The organism is Niabella beijingensis, assembly GCF_020034665.1.
GTDB lineage: Bacteria > Bacteroidota > Bacteroidia > Chitinophagales > Chitinophagaceae > Niabella > Niabella beijingensis.
This window is the reverse complement of sequence record NZ_JAIQDI010000001.1, coordinates 433,792-451,561: the sequence shown is the minus strand read 5'-3', so window position 1 is coordinate 451,561 and position 17,770 is coordinate 433,792. Positions and strand designations below refer to the sequence as shown.

The 17,770-nt window shown below is 49.5% G+C and carries 9 protein-coding genes; all 9 read left to right on the top strand.

Annotation, left to right across the window (positions count from 1 at the left end):
* The 9 genes from K7B07_RS01735 to K7B07_RS01695 all read left to right on the top strand — a co-directional run bounded on the left by K7B07_RS01735 (window position 1) and on the right by K7B07_RS01695 (window position 17,672).
* The gene (locus tag K7B07_RS01735) at window positions 1–1,722 is read left to right on the top strand and encodes a RagB/SusD family nutrient uptake outer membrane protein (protein WP_223706902.1); all 1,722 of its coding nucleotides are present in this window, start codon (window positions 1–3) and stop codon (window positions 1,720–1,722) included.
* A gap of 400 nt (window positions 1,723–2,122) precedes the next feature.
* Window positions 2,123–3,730: a hypothetical protein gene (locus tag K7B07_RS01730; RefSeq protein ID WP_223706900.1), complete on the top strand. Its 1,608-nt coding sequence runs from the start codon at window positions 2,123–2,125 to the stop codon at window positions 3,728–3,730.
* Window positions 3,731–3,855: 125 nt separating this feature from the next.
* Window positions 3,856–5,481 carry a glycoside hydrolase gene (locus K7B07_RS01725; protein WP_223706898.1) on the top strand — a complete coding sequence of 542 codons (1,626 nt, stop codon included), beginning with the start codon at window positions 3,856–3,858 and terminating at the stop codon, window positions 5,479–5,481.
* Window positions 5,482–5,503: 22 nt separating this feature from the next.
* Entirely contained in the window at window positions 5,504–8,284 is a 2,781-nt protein-coding gene (locus K7B07_RS01720) for a sugar-binding domain-containing protein (protein WP_223706897.1), read from the top strand.
* A gap of 24 nt (window positions 8,285–8,308) precedes the next feature.
* Window positions 8,309–9,583 (top strand): glycoside hydrolase family 88 protein, encoded by a 1,275-nt coding sequence (locus K7B07_RS01715; RefSeq protein WP_223706895.1) that lies wholly within the window; start codon window positions 8,309–8,311, stop codon window positions 9,581–9,583.
* A gap of 37 nt (window positions 9,584–9,620) precedes the next feature.
* A complete protein-coding gene (locus K7B07_RS01710; protein WP_223706893.1) occupies window positions 9,621–11,630 on the top strand; it encodes a polysaccharide lyase family 8 super-sandwich domain-containing protein in 2,010 nt (669 codons plus the stop codon).
* 16 nt (window positions 11,631–11,646) lie between these two features.
* A complete protein-coding gene (locus tag K7B07_RS01705) occupies window positions 11,647–12,357 on the top strand; it encodes an SGNH/GDSL hydrolase family protein (RefSeq protein ID WP_223706891.1) in 711 nt (236 codons plus the stop codon).
* Window positions 12,358–12,696: 339 nt separating this feature from the next.
* Window positions 12,697–13,908 carry a glycoside hydrolase family 88 protein gene (locus K7B07_RS01700; RefSeq protein ID WP_223706889.1) on the top strand — a complete coding sequence of 404 codons (1,212 nt, stop codon included), beginning with the start codon at window positions 12,697–12,699 and terminating at the stop codon, window positions 13,906–13,908.
* Between the two features lie 941 nt (window positions 13,909–14,849).
* Window positions 14,850–17,672, top strand: coding sequence for a glycoside hydrolase family 2 TIM barrel-domain containing protein (locus tag K7B07_RS01695; RefSeq protein ID WP_223706888.1), 2,823 nt, complete (start codon window positions 14,850–14,852; stop codon window positions 17,670–17,672).
* Window positions 17,673–17,770: the final 98 nt, after the last annotated feature.

The window sequence follows — 17,770 nt, the reverse complement described above, 5'->3', positions numbered from 1 at the left end:
ATGAAAGCAATGAATATAAAACCGGTTTGGATCAGCTGCCTGGTATTGCTGCTGACAGTAGCAAACAGCAGCTGCAAGAAATTTTTAGACCGTGAAGTAGAATCCAACTATAAGGAAGATGAGGTGTTTGTGAATTATGATCGTATGCAGCAGGCAGGCATCGGCGTATACGCTTTCCTGTACAACCGCTTTGGCTTTCAACGCATCGATAATGCCATGCTGGCTGCTGCCAGCGATGAGGCGGATCATGCGATTCCGGCCTCCGCCATTCAGAAATACAATACCGGCACCTGGACGGCCGTGTCCAATCCGGAAGATTGCTGGAGTTTTTTTTACCAGGGCATCCGCAGGGCCAACCTGTTCCTGGAAAACTCAGTGAACTACAAACAAATCATTTACCGGGATACGCTGGATCCGGCCAATAAAAGCAGTTATGAGGCCAATGTAAAAGATATAGCGTGGCTGCGTGCAGAAGTGCGGTTGTTGCGGGCCCTGTATTATTTTGAGCTCATCAAACGGTATGGTGGTGTACCGCTGGTGGATAAATCCACGTATACGGATGAAGAGCTGAAACAGTTCCGGCGGCAGCCATTTGACGCATGTGCCGAATTTATAAAGGCTGAATGTGACAGCGCGTATCTCCAGCTAAAAGATACCTGGGTGGGCTTTTCCTCCGAGAAATGGCGGGGAAGGCTTACACAGGGTACAGCACTGGCGCTGAAAGCCCGCCTGTTATTGTATGCGGCCAGCCCGCTCAATAATCCTTCGGGAGATGTTGAAAAATGGATCGCTGCTGCGAAGGCGGCGCACGATGTGATCGCATTGGGGAAATATGGATTGCACAACAGCTACAGCGGTTTATTCCGGTTGGGCAATGGTGCTGATGGAAATACGGAAGTCATCTTTGCCATACAGGGCTGGGCCCGCAATGATTTTGAGCGGATGAACTACCCGGTAGGCTACAGTCAGGGTGGAGAGGGCAGTACCTGTCCTTCGCAAAACCTGGTGGACGCCTATGAGATGAAGGCCACCGGTATGGCGATCGGCGAGCCCGGCTCGGGCTATGATCCGGCCAATCCTTATGCCGGACGAGATCCCCGGCTGGGTATGTCGGTCCTTACCAATAATACCACCTTCAAAAACCGTCCGGTAGAAAGTTGGGTAGGCGGGTTGGATGGGTTGGGCAAGCTTAACGCCACAACAACGGGGTATTATCTACGTAAGTTCATTGATGAAGGCCTGGATCTGGAAAAGAACACCAGCAGTGTGCATACCTGGGTGCTGTTCCGGTATGCTGAAATACTATTGGATTATGCCGAGGCTATGAATGAAGCGTATGGACCGGAAGCTGCCAGTGGTTATTCCATGACCGCAAAGGCAGCGGTGGATCGTGTGCGGCAACGGCCGGGTGTGGGCCTGCCCTTGTTGCCTCCGGGTCTTTCAAAAGAAGAGATGCGGGCACGTATCCGCAATGAACGCAGGGTGGAACTGGCATTTGAAGAGCACCGCTTTTTTGATGTGCGGAGATGGAAGATTGCCGAGCAGACAGAGAACCAGCCCCTGATGGCCATGCAGATCACAAAGACGCCGGAAGGTACCTTCAACTACCTGGTACGGAAAGCAGAGGACCGGATCTTTCAGCCAAAGATGTACTGGTACCCCATTCCGGAACAGGAAGTATTGAAAAGCAACGGGAACCTTACACAGGCACCGGGCTGGTGATTGTTAAGGTGAATAGGGCATTATGCTGTTGGCGTTGTTTGAACCATTAAGGATTTAAGGTGATGAAGGTCTTAATGCTACTTAACTTCTTAATGTTTAATTATAAGTGATTGTTAAAGTGGATGGAATCCTGATGATGTTGGCGCTGTTTGAGCCATTAAGGAGTTAAGGTGATGAAGGTCTTACTACTACTTAAGTTCTTAATGTTTGAATTATAAGTGATCGTTAAGGTGGATGGAATCCTGATGATATTAGCGTTGTTTGAACCATTAAGGATTTAAGGTGATGAAGGTCTTAATGTTACTTAAGTTCTTAATGTTTCAATTATAGATGATCAAGGTCTTATTGCTGATTGACTTCTTAATGTTTTAATCGTATTGAATGTTAAAATAGGCGATTTATGAAAAGAATATATAGTATACTGTTTATTGGACTGAACCTGCTGTGGCTGTTTGTCGCCTGCAATAAGGCACTTACCTTTCCTCCGGGTGCAACTACTCCGTTGCCCATGCTGGAAGGCGCCAGTGCCCGCTTGCACTGGATCGGTCCAAAATATAAAGTAGCTGTGCAGGCGGTGATCAAAGATGAGAAGGGAATTGAAACCGTACAGCTGAAAAACGGTGAATGGCAGCTGGATACGGCTTTTAATGTCAGCAACCGGGCATCGTTTTCCATACAGGACAGTTTCCTGGTGCCCAAAGATGTGAACCGTACCCAGCATACGCTGGAATTCCTGATCACCAACAGTCAGGGCGGGTTGATCAAAAAATACGTGACGGTAGAAGATCTTTCTTCTGAAAACCTGATTCCGGGCTATGATCCGGATGAGCTGCCACCGAATATCGAGGTGGTAAAACCTACTGTGACCAAATTCCTCGGATTTTCGGCAGACCCCGTTAAGGTTGACTTTGAAGCCACTGTCAAAGACCGGGAGATTAATGACATCGAACTTAAACTATGGGGAGCGGCGGCGGATGGTGAGCCGGTGGATCTTTATGAAAAGATTACACCCGCAGATGATGCAGCAAAAAAACAATATACATTGACCAGGAGCCTGGAGCTGCCCGCGGGTAAACCGGGATTGTATCAGTATATTATCCGATCGACCGATGCCAGCGGTAATAAAAAAACAATGGGCGGGGAAGTAAGTGTAGGATATATCGATCGCCTTTATTTATCCGATGCGCTGAATGCAACAGAGGTGACTGCACAGGGATATGACCAGGCCGGTGGTTGCAGGGGCATTGGTACGATTTACTCCATGAAAAAGCAGGGTGCCAACAGCTTTCTTATAGACTATTATTATCCCGCTTCAGGCGCAGAAAATATCCGGTTTGTAGCATTCATGGGTAACGACAAACCATTTAACAATACAGGAGGAACCCAGGCAGGGATCAATTATACACTGGATGGCGGCAACGTCATCGGTTCAAATTCAGCGGCGCCGGGAACGCTTACGGTAAACCTGCAGGAGGCCGGCTTTAAGCTTCCGGTAACGCAGAAAGGGTATTATCACGTTACTGTTGATATGACGAACCGGACGATAAGCGCCGTACCTTATACACCTGCATTACCGGTGGATGCGGTAAAATATCCGGGCTGGTCCGATGCCAGCCCCTGGCAGTATCTTTCAGTAACCGGACCTACCATTACGGGTAGCGCCGGTGGCTGGACGGAAGCGGGAACTTCGCCCAAATTAGTAAGGGATCCCGATAACAAATATTTATTTACCGGAACATTTCAAACAACCGGAGGGTCGTCAAATATGAGTCTGAATGCACCTTTGGCCGCTTTGGGCGGGGATGTGTGGGGAAGGGGATGGTTCCGCCTGGCAGCAGCGCGTGCCGCTATGAAAGATGATTATGGAGATCTGATCACCACCGTGGGGGCGGTAGGTGCCAGCACCGGCGGGGCCAACTGGGGCTTTTCAACGAGTCCGGCCGGTACCTATAAAGCTTCTTACGACCTGGTGCTGCAACGGTTCCGGATCGTACGAACGGGGAATTAGGAGGACAATCGATTTTTCCGGTGATTAGCGCTGATCTTTTGTTTCACTGTTTGATCTGCGGAACATTCATGCGCTACGGGAACTATAAACTGTCCTTCGCTTTAAGGACGCTAACAAATAATCGGATGATATTTTTAAAAAAGAGACCAGCAGCTAAACGGACGATAAAACGAATTATAAAAAAAGCAGGGTGTGTATTTGTGCTGATGCATGTGCTGTCACTTCCCTGGGCCTGTGATAAAAAGCCCGCAGGTGATAAACCCGGTGCCATTTTGCCCCCGGAAAAAATAATAGTGACACTCTATCCTTCACAGGAACAGCAGACAATGCACAGTTTTGGTGCTTCGGATTGCTGGACGGCAAAGTTTATCGGCAACTGGCAGGATGAACAAAAAAAGAACAAAATAGCCGACCTGCTTTTCAGCATGGATACCTTAAAAGATGGAAGTCCGGAAGGCATCGGCCTTTCCCTGTGGCGCTTTAATATCGGTGGCGGAAGTTTTGAACAGGGCACCGCGAGCAATATAAAAGACGAATGGCGGAGAGAGGAATGTTTTATGAATGCCGATGGTTCTTATGATTGGAACAAACAACAAGGACAGCAATGGTTTTTGGAAGCAGCAAAAAAACGGGGTGTTGCTTATACACTGGGCTTTTCGCTGACACCTCCTGTTTTCATGACGCAGAACGGAAAGGCTTATAATGCCTCCGGCGGCACGCGAATGAACATAAAAGATGGGATGATGGATGCCTATGCCGGTTTTTTAGCAAAGGTGACGGATCATTTTAAGTTCGATTTTCTGAGCCCGGTAAATGAGCCGCAATGGAAGTGGGGAAAGGCCGACGGAGCCGGCCAGGAAGGTACACAGGCAGTGAATACGGAGATCGCTGATTTGGTAAAGGCCATTGCTCCAAAGATGGAAAATACAAGCGCAAAGATCGTAGTGGGTGAAGCCGGGCAGTGGGATTATATCTTTGGTAAAAATGAAGAAGGCTGCGGCGATCAGGCCCGTCAGTTCTTTGAACCGGGAACACCTACCTATATCGGTAGCCTGCCGCAGGTTGCCGGCATTATTTCTGCACATAGTTATTTTAGTACCTGTCCGGATGCTACAGCTGTTACCACCCGGCAGCAGGTGCGTTCTGTAGTGCAGCAACTGGCGCCTTTGCAAACATGGCAAACAGAGTTCGGTATCCTTGGTAATATCTGCAATCAATACAGCGGTGCACCGCGTAATACCGGTATCGATTACGGATTATATGTAGCAAAAGTGATCCACCATGATCTTACGGTGGCCAACACAACATCCTGGCAGTGGTGGCTGGCCATGAGCCCTTACGATTACAGTGATGCGCTGGTGTATATCAATGCCCCGTCCGGCAGGATAGATGTACCGGGTTGCAAAACAGACGGCATTGTTTCAGACTCAAAACAACTCTGGGTCTTTGGTAATTTTGCCCGTTTTGTGCGGCCGGGAATGAAACGGATCGCTGCAACGGTTTCAGGGAAAACGGATACAGGGAATGTCCTTGTATCAGCGTATAAAGAGGTGAATAAAAGGAAGACGGTCGTGGTACTGATCAATCCGTGGAACCAGGAACAGACCGTACAATTAAATGGAATGACAGATAGTTCCGTTACTACTTATACCACAGATGACACACAGAACCTGAAACATTCGATAGCAAATGCCCGCGAAATACGGCTGCCAGCTAAATCCGTGGTGACCGTAACCGGGCTCTACCAGTAATAATAAAAAAGTTTTTGAGCAGATGATGAGAAGCATTCCGGTTTATTGGATAACGGCCTTATTGCTGGGCATCGTGTTTACGACACAGGCACAGCCGTATACCCCTTCCTCCCGCAAAGCCCTGGGCCTGGAAGGCGTGTGGAAGTTTAAACTCGACCCCTTTGAAACCGGCGTTAACAGTAATGGTGTACAATTGCTGCCATCCCTGGCGGAAACGATCACATTGCCGGGGTCTACGGACCAGGCGGGTAAAGGATACAAGACACAGGGGATGACCTCCCTGCGTTTAACGCGTGCTTTTGAGTATAAGGGCATTGCCTGGTATGAAAAAGAGATCGAAGTGCCGGAGCAGTGGAACGATAAAGAAGTAGAGCTTTTTCTTGAACGGGCGCACTGGCAAACCGATGTATGGGTCAACGACCGGCCGGCCGGCAAGCGGGAGAGCCTTTCTGTACCGCATCGTTATGTGGTGACTTCGTTGCTGAAACCCGGTAAGAAAAATAAGATAAGGATCCGGGTCAACAATGATAAGATCTATGACATCGAATATGCGCACGCCATCAGTGCAGAAACGCAAACCAACTGGAACGGCATCATTGGTAAAATAGAGTTGCGTGCTTTTGACAAGGTGCATATCGCCGGTGTACAGGCCTATCCGGATGCAGCAAAAGGCACGGTAAAATTGAAGATCGATATTCAAAACAGCAGCCGCAAACCCGTGGAGGGGACAATACGGTGCAATGGTATTGTACTGCATACTGCAACGCCGCAACAGGTTCCGGAACGAAGCCTCCGTTTTTCCGGGACAGATTCTATGTCTACCGTTACTGCCGAAATACCGCTGGGAACACCGGTTCAGTTATGGGATGAATTTAATCCCGCATTGTACCGGTTGCAGCTGACATTGAACGCTACCGGAAATGCACAGCAATATAATGATGGAACCGAAGTGACCTTCGGTGTGCGTGATCTTGCAACGCAAGGCACCCGCTTTGTCGTTAACGGAAGGCCGTCATTCATCAGGGGAACGGTGAACTCTTCAGAGTTTCCGCTGACCGGCTATCCGCCTGCAGATAAAAAGGAATGGGTCCGGATCTTTACCACCTGTAAGAATTATGGATTAAATGCGATGCGCTTTCATACCTGGTGCCCGCCGGAAGCGGCTTTTGAGGCAGCAGATGAACTGGGCTTTTACCTGCAGGTAGAAAATCCTGACTGGCGGTTTACCATTGGTAAGGACAGCGCCGTAAATGGATTTTTGCGCAGGGAGGGTGAAGCCATCTTAAATGCCTATGGCAACCACCCGTCATTTATCATGTTCTGTGAAGGTAATGAGCTGGTAGGCCCGGCTGTAAAGGAATTTCTTACAGCGCAGGTTACGCACTGGAAACAGCTGGACCCGCGACGCCTTTATACCGGAAGTGCAGCGTACCCTCTTATTGATGCGAATGATTATCATGTATTGTATGGTGCCCGGCCGCACCGCTGGAAGGAAGGGCTCAAAAGCCGCTTCAATGTAAAGGCGCTGGATACCCGGTATGATTATTCGGATTATGTGGTCAAGAACAAGGTGCCGATGATCACGCATGAGATCGGTCAGTGGTGTGTGTATCCCAACTTTAAAGAAATTCCGAAATATACGGGTGTATTGAAACCGTATAATTATGAACTGTTCCGGGAGCTGCTGCGCGAACGTAACATGCTGGACCAGGCGGAAGATTTTATGATGGCCTCGGGAAAATTCCAGGTCATCCAGAAGAAAGAGGAAGTGGAGTCCTACCTGCGTACACCCGGACTCGGTGGTTATCATATGTTGCAATTGAACGATTTTCCCGGTCAGGGCACCGCACCGGTAGGTGTGGTAGACATCTTCTGGGATCCCAAGCCTTATACAACAGCGGCGGCCTTCCGCAGGTTTCAAAATACCAGGGTACCTTTATTAAGAACGGATGGTTTTACCTGGACGAATGCACAGACTTTTACGGCAACGGCGCAGTTTGCTAATTTCGACAGTGCTGCGCTGAAAGGTGCTACAGGTGAATGGTCGCTCTGTTACCAGGATGGCACCGTATATGCTTCGGGAAGTTTTGCACCGGCCGATATACCGGTGGGCAGCCTGTTCACGCTGGGAGAGATCGCCATTCCGTTGGATAAGATTGAAACGGCCGTACAGCTAAAGCTGACGATCGGCATACGTGGTACGGACTACAATAATGACTGGAATGTATGGGTATATCCGCAAAAACAGCCGGAAGTGGATCCGGGTAAGGTGCTGGTAGCCGATAGCTGGGATGATCAGGTGGCAAGGGTTTTGGAGAAAGGAGGTAGTGTATTGTTGCTGGCCGATACCGCAAAAGTAAATACCGATGCGGCACCCGGGTTCTCGGGCATTTCCTGGAACACGGTGTGGTCCGGTATGCCGCCCAACCTGTTAGGGATCCTTTGTGATCCGAAACATCCGGCCTTACAGTTCTTTCCAACGGCCTTTCATTCCGACTGGCAGTGGTGGGACCTTGTAGCCCATTCAAGGCCCATGGTGCTGGAGTATTTCCCGTTCGGATTTAAGCCGCTGGTACAGATGATCCCCGATTGGAACAATCCCCGTAAGATCAGCCTGTTGTTTGAAGCACGCGTAGGTAAGGGAAAATTACTGGTTTCAGCCATTGATCTGAAACACCAGCTGGATCAGCGTCCTGTGGCAAGGCAATTATTGTACAGTCTGAAGAAGTATATCAGCAGCAATGCCTTTGCGCCAACCGAAGCGTTGGCTCCGGCCCTGTTGCAGCAGTTATTTAAAAAATAGATCAGGACAAATTTTGAGATGGATATGAAGAATGGTTTAAAGAACGTCTTGCTCGGCAGTTGCCTGCTATTGTCAGGGGCAATACCAGTTCCGGTAAACGCCCAGAAACAGCACCGGTTAAGGCCCCGCCCGGAGATGCAGGCACTGGTAACAGAAAACTTGCAGGCTTCCGTGCGCCAGTATAACTATTTAAAACAACAGCTAAAGCCGGATCAATGGCCCCGGACCTTTGAAAAAGGAATGTTACAAACAGTAACACCTGCTGCCTGGACCAGCGGTTTTTATCCCGGCGGGCTGCTGTACCTCTATGAATTTTCGCGGGATCAGGGTTTATTGAATGAAGCTAAGGCTAAACTGAAAAAGATGGAGCCGCTAAAAACAATGACCGCACATCATGATCTTGGTTTTATGATGTATTGCAGTTATGGCAATGCCTACCGGTTGTTTGGCAGGCCGGAAGATAAAGCCATCCTGGTACGCTCGGCGCAGTCGCTGGCCCGCCGGTTTGATCCACGTGTAGGCTGCATCCAGTCCTGGGACCAGGTAAAATCCCTGGATGGAAAACGGATCCTGAAATTTCCCGTGATCATCGATAATATGATGAACCTGGAATTATTGTTCTTCGCTTCAAGCGTAACCGGGGAACCGCTTTATAAAGATATGGCGATCAAACATGCGGAGATGACCATGAAGAACCAGGTACGTCCTGATTTCAGCTGCTATCATGTGGTGGACTATGATGTGGAGACCGGCGCCGTAAAGAGCCGGGAGACGCAACAGGGTTTTTCAGATAACTCTGCCTGGTCGCGCGGTCAGGCCTGGGGCATCTATGGGTTCACCATGGTATACCGCGAAACAAAGGATCCCCGCTTTTTGCAAACAGCAACCGGCATGGCCGATTTTTTCCTGAATCATTCCAACCTGCCAGAGGATAAGGTTCCCTACTGGGATTTTAATGTGGGTCAGGCGGGCTTTGATCCGCCCTGGAACTTTGATCCTTTAAAATACCAGCCGGTGCCCAGGGATGCATCCGCAGCTGCGATCACCGCATCGGCATTGCTGGAGCTGGCAGGATATGTGGATCGTAAGACAGGCGAGCGTTACCAGCACGCAGCAGAAACCATGCTGCAATCGCTGTCGTCACCGGCTTACCGTGCAGCAACCGGGGAGAACGGCGGGTTCATCCTCAAACATGCATCGGGAGGCGTACCGGGAAATATTGAGGTGGATGTGCCCCTTATTTACGCAGACTATTACTATCTTGAAGCGCTTATGCGTTACCGGGCGCTCAAAAAATAGGAGGCAGTGCTTTTTTGAAGATCACAGAAAATAAGATATGCGCAGGATCAGTTTGAATATCGTTTTTATTTTATTGTTTGCCGTGGTGGCGAACGCACAGGCAGATACCATACTGGACCGGTACAGCAGGTATTTGTTCCAAACCAGTGTATTGCCTGTAACGCATACAGGCAGCTGGATACGTACCCTGCAACCGGATGGGCGCTGGCCGGATATTGATTATAACGATAAGGAACCGGCCGCATGGAAAGTACCGGACCACCTCAAACGGATTCGTGATATGGCTTTGTGCTGGGCGGCTCCGGGATCCCCGGACCGGAACAGTACCCGGCTGTTAATTGCAATGGAAAAAGCACTTGACCACTGGCTGTTGAAGCGGTACCAGAGTACGAACTGGTGGCACAATGAAATCGGCATTCCCCGCTATATGCGGGACATCATCATCCTGCTCCGCAACCAATTGGATCCGCAACGTATGAAGGCCGCGCTGGAAGTACTGAACCAGCTGCGGGTACACGAAGATTATCTTGCCGGAAACCTGGTCTGGTGTGCCGACCTGGGATTGCATTACGGCGCGCTTACCGGTGATGAAAAGCTGGTGCAACGTTGTCAGGCGCTGATCGTAAAGGAGATCAAAACCGGAACAGGGGAGGGCATTCAGCCGGATTACAGCTTTCAGCAGCACGGCCACCGGCTGCAGATGTACCAGTATGGAAAAGCATTTTTGTTGGAGAGCCTGCGGGTGGCCTGGCAGTTAAAGGGCACCGCACTTGCCTTTCCGGAAGATAAGGTAGCATTGCTGACCGGTATGATGCTGAACGGCTGGCAATGGATGGCCCGGGGAATTTATACCGTGCCGGGAACCATGGACCGGTCGGCCTCCCGGAAAGGTGAACTGGAAAGCGCTGATGTACGGCCGTTGATCCCTTTTATGAAAGAGCTGCAGCCTTCCAGGTCTGCAGACTGGGACCGGCTAAGTGCCGTTCAGAATGGGAAAGCGGGCTTGCAGGGCTTCCGCTATTATCCCTATTCAGATTTTGCTGCGTATCACCGGAAAGGGTTTAGCTTTTTTATAAAAACCATTTCGACCCGTACGCTGGCTACCGAATCCATCAATCATGAAAACTTAAAAGGCCGCCTGCTCAATAGCGGTGATGCTTACCTGGTCAGGGATGGAAAGGAGTATACGGATCTGATGCCGGTCTGGGACTGGTCGCACCTGCCTGGCGTAACAACTTTTAAAGGTGCTTACCAGGCAAACCGCCAGGCTTTTGCCGGCAGCGCGGGCGACTCCTTATGCGGTGTAACGGCCATGCACCTCATCATTGCGGATACAACCGGGAAGCAAACACTGGAGGCGCGTAAGTTCTGGGCCTGTTATGGGGATAAGATAATATGCCTGGCAGGCGGTTTAAAAACAGATCAGGTTTCCGAACCGGTTTACACCGCACTGGATCAATGCCGCCTGCGGGGTCCGGTAACGGTCAACAGTCCAACGCAGGTACTGCGGGGCGGAACAACGCGGCTGGATCAGGTACGCTGGATCCATCATGCAGGATTTGCCTATATCCCGCTGCAGCCGGCGGTTATGGAAGTACACGCGGAGCAAAGGTCCGGCACCTGGTATGCGATCAACAATGCAGAATCCAGGGATACTGTGCGCGAAGCTGTATTTATGCCGGTACTGCTGCATCGCGCAGGTCAACCTTCCGGCTATGTGTTAAGTACAGCAAAGACCGCCGAACAGGCCGCTGTGCTTGCGCTGAAACCGGATTGGAAAGTGCTGCGGAACGATAAGGATATACAGGCCGTTCGTTTTTCAGACGGCGTGGTCATGGCGGCATTCTATACAGGAGGTAAACTGATGCTGGATCAGCGGCGCTACCTGCAAACGGATCAGCCTTGCATGATGGTTGTTAAAAAAGGGAAACTATATATCAGCGATCCGTTGCACAAAAGTGTAACGGTAACAGTAGCGATCAATGATAAAACGCAACGGCTGCAGTTGCCGGAGAATGGAACTACGGTTGCTGCCGCTTACAAATAGATTTAAAAACAAAAAGATGAAAAACTGGATGACCCGTTTATCACTGCTTATTCTGGCATTGCACTGGGCCGTGGCCGGAATGGCGCAGGCAGATCCGCAAACCTACTTGGAGGAGCTGAAGACCGAATTGAAAAAGAAATGGCCCGCCAACCGGACGATCAACCTGGTATTTCACGGGCATTCCGTACCCAGCGGGTATTTTCAAACGCCTGCGGTGCATACGCTGGAAGCCTACCCGCACCAGGTATTGCAGCAATTGAAGGAGCTGTATCCCAATGCCGTCATCAATGTGATCACCACATCCATCGGCGGCGAAAATTCCGTGCAGGGACAAAAGCGGTTTGAGAAGGAGGTGCTGCCGCACCGCCCGGATGTATTGTTTATCGATTATGCCCTCAACGACCGGGCCATTGGCCTGGAAGCATCCCGGATTGCCATGGAGAAGATGATCCGGAAGGCATTGAAGAAGCATATAAAGATCATCCTGATGACCCCTTCTGCGGATCTTACGGTGGATATTCTTAAGCAGGATAATATCCTGAGTCAGTTCAGTCAGCAGCTGATACAATTGGCTGCAAAATATAAGATCGGTCTTGCAGACAGCTATGCCGCTTTTTACGAGCAGGCCCGGAACGGAAAACAGCTACGCGATTATATGGCGCAGAGCAATCACCCCAATGGGAAAGGCCACCGGCTAATCGCAGACCGGATTATGAAATGGTTTTAAAATGGTAAGAAGTTAATGTCAGGCCGTGGTTGGTGTTCTTATCGTATTCGTCAGGTTAATAAAGTATATCGTGCCGCTGGTACTCAGATCTCAGATAGGAGGCATTTTTGTGGAATAATCCGAATGTTCGGATCCGGAGTGGTCTGCTGATATTGGGCCTGTTGCCTTTCATGGTAACGGAGGTGTTATAAGAGGTATAGCCCCGGTCCGTGTTCCGGCAACGAACCCCGGGTCGTTGCCGGATATTCGTAAAAACGGTAGAGAGCCATAAGCTCGGACCATAAGCTGCCGCGTATGGTGTACTTACAAATCACTTGAAGAGGTACTAAATAAAATAATATGAATAAAATAAGGTTGCGCCGGATTTATTGGTTGCTTGCCTGTTGTTTTTTGTTGAACACATTAAACGCACAGCATCTAAAGACCCGGAAAAAACTGCAACGGGAGGTAGTGCAGTGTATGAATGAATCGGCACAGCAATACAAGGTAATGATGCAACGGCTGGATGTCGCCCGGTTCCCCGTAACCTGGTATGCTAAAGAGGATAAACTGGTCACCAGCGGTTCCGAGCCCTGGGTGGGTGGTTTTTACCCCGGTGCATTGTTGTATCTTTTTGAGTATACGAAGGACAGCGCTTTATACAAGGAAGCGTTGCAAAAAATGAACGTGCTGGAAAAAGAGCAATACAATAAAACAACGCATGACCTGGGCTTTATGATGTACTGCTCTTTTGGTAATGCAGAACGGCTGGCTCCGAAGCCGGAGTATAAAGAGATCCTGATCAACAGTGCACGGTCGCTGGCAAGCCGGTTCAGTGAAAAAGTAGGGTGCATCCGTTCCTGGGATTCGGATGCCGGCCGGTTTATGGTGATTATTGACAATATGATGAACCTGGAACTGTTGTTTGAAGCTACAAAGATGACCGGAGATTCTTCTTTTTACCATATAGCAGTGACCCATGCCAATACCACGATGAATCATCATTACCGTCCGGATTACAGTTCGCATCACCTGGTGATCTACAACCCAAAGGACGGTAGCGTATTAAAAAAACAAACGGTGCAGGGGGCTGCCGACAGCTCAGCATGGGCACGGGGCCAGGCCTGGGGATTGTATGGCTATACCATGACCTACCGCGAAACCCGCGACCCGAAATACCTGGAACAGGCCCGGAATATTGCTCAATTTCTGCTGTCCCATCCGCGCCTTCCTGCAAACAAGATACCTTACTGGGATTTTGATGCACCCGGGATCCCCAATGCACCAAGGGATGTTTCTGCAGGTGCGGTGATCTGCTCTGCCCTGCTGGAGCTGGCTACCTATACATCCGGAAAAGAGCGCAAAAGCTATATGGCGGCGGCAGAAAAAATGTTGCAAAGCCTGTGCTCCCCGGCCTACCGCGCCGCTACCGGTGAAAATGGTGGTTTTCTTTTGAAACATGGTGTTGGTAACTATCCGAAAAATGCGGATATCGACGTGCCGCTGATTTATGCTGATTATTATTATGCAGAGGCATTGCAACGGTACTGGAAGCTGGGAACGGGAAGGTGATATTGGTCGTGCCTATGGCACTCTGGTCTCTTAGCATGTTTTAGTCCCCGGAATAAATTCCGGAGTTATATAGCAGCAGGCCGATGGCCTTTGATGGTGTGTGGGAGAAATGTTCACGACGGTGTGTAAATACAGTGAAGGGGCATCGCCTCATTTTAGTTTTTTAACAACGAATTTCAGTACGTTGTTAACAGACTGTAGTGAAGAAGAAGAACCACAGGCTCAGATCATAATCGGATGATATTTTGAAAAATAATATTAATACAGGGCTGCGGGGCCGGAAAAGCCATAGGTCAGGCGTGCGTCTTTACTGACAATGCCGATGACACTTGCATGTTCCTTGGTATGTTTGATCCCTGAGTAAATTCCGGAGTTATAGCAGTAGAATGGTCTTTAGTGGCTTGTTGGAGAAATGCTCACAAGGGTATCTAAATACAGTTAAAAGGCTTCGCCTCGGTTTAGTTTTTTAACAACGAACTTTAGTTCGTTGTTAACGGGCTGTAGTACAGACCGAGAGCCATAGGCTCGGATCATGGGTGGATGGCGTCAAGGACAAGTGGTATCAAGGCGGAGCTGTGGGACAAATAGGACTTGGTGTACATGAGGATGCCTTTATTGATCGTGCCTACGGCACTTTGTATTCAGTAACTGTTTCGATTCCGGAATAAATTCCCGAGTTGTTAACAGGCCGGGCCGACGAACTTTAAAAAGCATACGTTAAAAAGACGACTCCCCGTTCTACTGGTTCCCGAGTTCCACAGAGAAACTGCTGCCATGAGTACTGCGGCCGGGATAATAAAAATCCCGCCGCAGCCACTGCTCTTTAACATCAAAAGATCTATCTTTTTCCGAAAATTAGCCATTGAAAGTGCACCAGATCGGTGCTATGTTTGAACACTAAATGCGAAGGATGCTTGCCGGACTGCAGGCCTGTATTTATAATGATTGATATTTTAAAAACACGTATAGCAGGAATCCTGTTATGGATATTGCTGAGTATTCATGGCAATGCGCAGCCATTTGCGCGGGAGCGCGTTTCCCTGAGCGGTAGTTGGGGGTTTCGTATGGATCCGCAAAATACAGGAGTGGTACAACGCTGGATGGACAGCCTGTTTACCGAAACGGTAACCCTGCCCGGTTCCATGGCGCAGTGGCGTAAGGGAGTCCGGAATACCCAACCTACTACACAGCATCTAAATGAATCCTGGTCCTATACCGGCAAGTCCTGGTACCAGAAACGCATCCACATACCGGCATCCTGGAAAGGGAAAATAATAGCGCTGCACCTGGAACGTACAAAAGCCACAACCGTCTGGCTGGATGGAGTTCAGATAGGCGAGAGCAGATTGCTGTCTGCCGCACAAGTGATCGAACTCGGTCACCCGGGACCCGGGTGGCATACACTAACCATCTGCGTAGACAATACGCCTTCTCTTTTTGCAGTGGGTGGTTCGCATGCGTTGAGTGAACATACACAAACCAACTGGAACGGCATCATCGGCAATATCTTCCTGGAAAACCATAATAGTACTGGTTTGGAGCAGGTGCGGGTGAAACCAGATGCAGACAAGCGGCTGTTCCGGCTCAGCATCCGCTTGGGAGGTGAGCATAAAGATCACAAAACCGCCCGTATCAAAATAGAAGCATCAGCATGGAATACGGCGAAACCGCATCGGGCAAAAACGCAGTGGTATAATCTCGCTGAACAAACAACGGATCGTATGGTAGTACTGGATTATCCGTTAGGTACTGAGGCCCTGTTTTGGGATGAATACCACCCGGCACTTTACCGCATTACGGTAACACTGTATGATAAGAATGGCGTTGCAGACCGGAGGACATTAAATGCCGGGCTTCGAACGTTCCGTCCGCAAGGTACACAATTCAGCATCAATAACCGGATCACTTTTTTACGTGGAAAAAATGAAAGCTGTGTTTTCCCTTTAACAGGATTTCCGCCCACTGCTACAGCGGAATGGCAACGCCTGTACCGTATCGCAAAACAATACGGGATCAATCAGTATCGTTTTCATTCCTATACCCCGCCGGAAGCCGCTTTTGAAGCTGCGGATATCGAGGGCATCTATATCCAGGCCGAGCTGCCCAACTGGTCCAATTTCAACAGTAAGGACAGTTTTCAGAACCGCTTTCAATATGAGGAAGGCAAAGCGATCCTGGACGCCTATGGAAATCATCCATCATTTGTGATGTTATCGCTGGGCAATGAACTGGCAGGTGATGAAACGGTGCCGGATAAAATGATAAAAGAATTACGGGCTTACGATGATAACCGCCGGCTATATACCGTTGGTACAAATGCATTTTATAACGACCCGCATCCGGGGCCGGGGGATGATTTCTGGGTAACGATGCGGACAGGTAAGGAAACCCCTGATGGCCGGTTTGATGTGCGGGGCGGTTTTGCTACAACGGAAGATGCCGGTAATGGAATTTTAAACACCATGCGCGCCAATACACGACGCAACTACAGTGAAGCCATTAAACCGTATCACCTGCCGGTAATAGGACATGAGATCGGGCAATACCAGCTCTATCCGGATTATACAGAGCTTCCGCAATACACCGGTGTGCTTCAGCCGGCAAACCTCCGGATCTTCAGGGAGCGTTTGCAAAAGGCGGGCATGGGCGATCAGGCTGCTGATTTCTTTAAAGCATCAGGCATGCTGGCCGTACAGTTGTACCGGCGGGAAATTGAAATGGCATTGGGAACACCCGGCTTCGGAGGCTTTCAGTTGCTGGACCTGCAGGATTTTCCCGGACAGGGCACGGCACTGGTAGGTTTGCTGAATTCCTTTATGCGGAGCAAAGGACTGATTACCCCGGAGGTCTTCCGGCAGTTTTGTAGCGACCGTACGCTGCAGGTGCTGATGGATAAGTATACCTGGGCAAACAATGAGCAGTTTACGGCAGACATACAGCTGGTAAATTATAGCCCGGAAAATCTTTCGGGAAGAACCGTGTACTGGAAAATAGTCAACCTGCAGGGTCAGGTGCTGGGCAGCGGAAAGCTGAAGATCGGAAAAGACCATAAAGGTGTTATTCCTGTGGGAAATATCCGTTTCCCGTTATCCGGCATTAACGCAGCTGCAAAATTGATGGTGCAGGTTGCACTTGAAGGTACTTCTTATAGCAATCATTATCCCGTTTGGGTATACCCATCCAAACAGGAGCTGGACATGTCGTCCGGGATAGTGATCTCAAAAAAGCTGGATGATAAGACCATCGAAGCCTTACGGGAAGGAGCAAAAGTATTGCTGTTCCCGGATCATGAAAGCATAAAAGCAAAATCAGTGGGCGGACAGTTCATTACGGAATTCTGGAACTGGAAAGTGTTTAAAGAGGCTGCAGAAAAACAACAGCGGCCGCAATCAGCCGGTACATTGGGGATACTTACACGGCCGGAATTGCCGCTGTTTGATCATTTTCCCACGGAATATTATGCCAGCTGGCAATGGTGGAGCATTATCAAAAACGCACGCCCGTTGATACTGGATGCCCTGCCGGCAACCTACCGGCCGCTGGTGCAGGTGATTGATAATATCGACCGCAACCATAAGCTGGGACTGATCTTTGAGTGCAGCATGGGAAGAGGTAAATTGCTGGTGTGCATGACACCACTGGATCAGTTGAAGGGAGATCCGGCAGCAAGGCAGTTGTATTACAGCATGCTGCGGTATATGAGATCTGAGCGCTTCCGCCCGGTAACGGGTTTGAGCACCGCGCAATTAAAAGAAATTTTGTGATGAATGGATACTCTTTGTCCCGCCGGTCGCCCCAAACAGCAAAAAACTTGAAAAAAACAAACGTATATCAATAAAAAAAGGCATCAATAACTGACACC

Bases quoted from the DNA above. Each gene is read 5' to 3' on its own strand.
- K7B07_RS01735 (WP_223706902.1), top strand. From the start codon at position 1: ATGAAAGCAATGAATATAAAACCGGTTTGGATCAGCTGCCTGGTATTG.
- K7B07_RS01730 (WP_223706900.1), top strand. From the start codon at position 2,123: ATGAAAAGAATATATAGTATACTGTTTATTGGACTGAACCTGCTGTGG.
- K7B07_RS01725 (WP_223706898.1), top strand. From the start codon at position 3,856: ATGATATTTTTAAAAAAGAGACCAGCAGCTAAACGGACGATAAAACGA.
- K7B07_RS01720 (WP_223706897.1), top strand. From the start codon at position 5,504: ATGATGAGAAGCATTCCGGTTTATTGGATAACGGCCTTATTGCTGGGC.
- K7B07_RS01715 (WP_223706895.1), top strand. From the start codon at position 8,309: ATGAAGAATGGTTTAAAGAACGTCTTGCTCGGCAGTTGCCTGCTATTG.
- K7B07_RS01710 (WP_223706893.1), top strand. From the start codon at position 9,621: ATGCGCAGGATCAGTTTGAATATCGTTTTTATTTTATTGTTTGCCGTG.
- K7B07_RS01705 (WP_223706891.1), top strand. From the start codon at position 11,647: ATGAAAAACTGGATGACCCGTTTATCACTGCTTATTCTGGCATTGCAC.
- K7B07_RS01700 (WP_223706889.1), top strand. From the start codon at position 12,697: ATGAATAAAATAAGGTTGCGCCGGATTTATTGGTTGCTTGCCTGTTGT.
- K7B07_RS01695 (WP_223706888.1), top strand. From the start codon at position 14,850: ATGATTGATATTTTAAAAACACGTATAGCAGGAATCCTGTTATGGATA.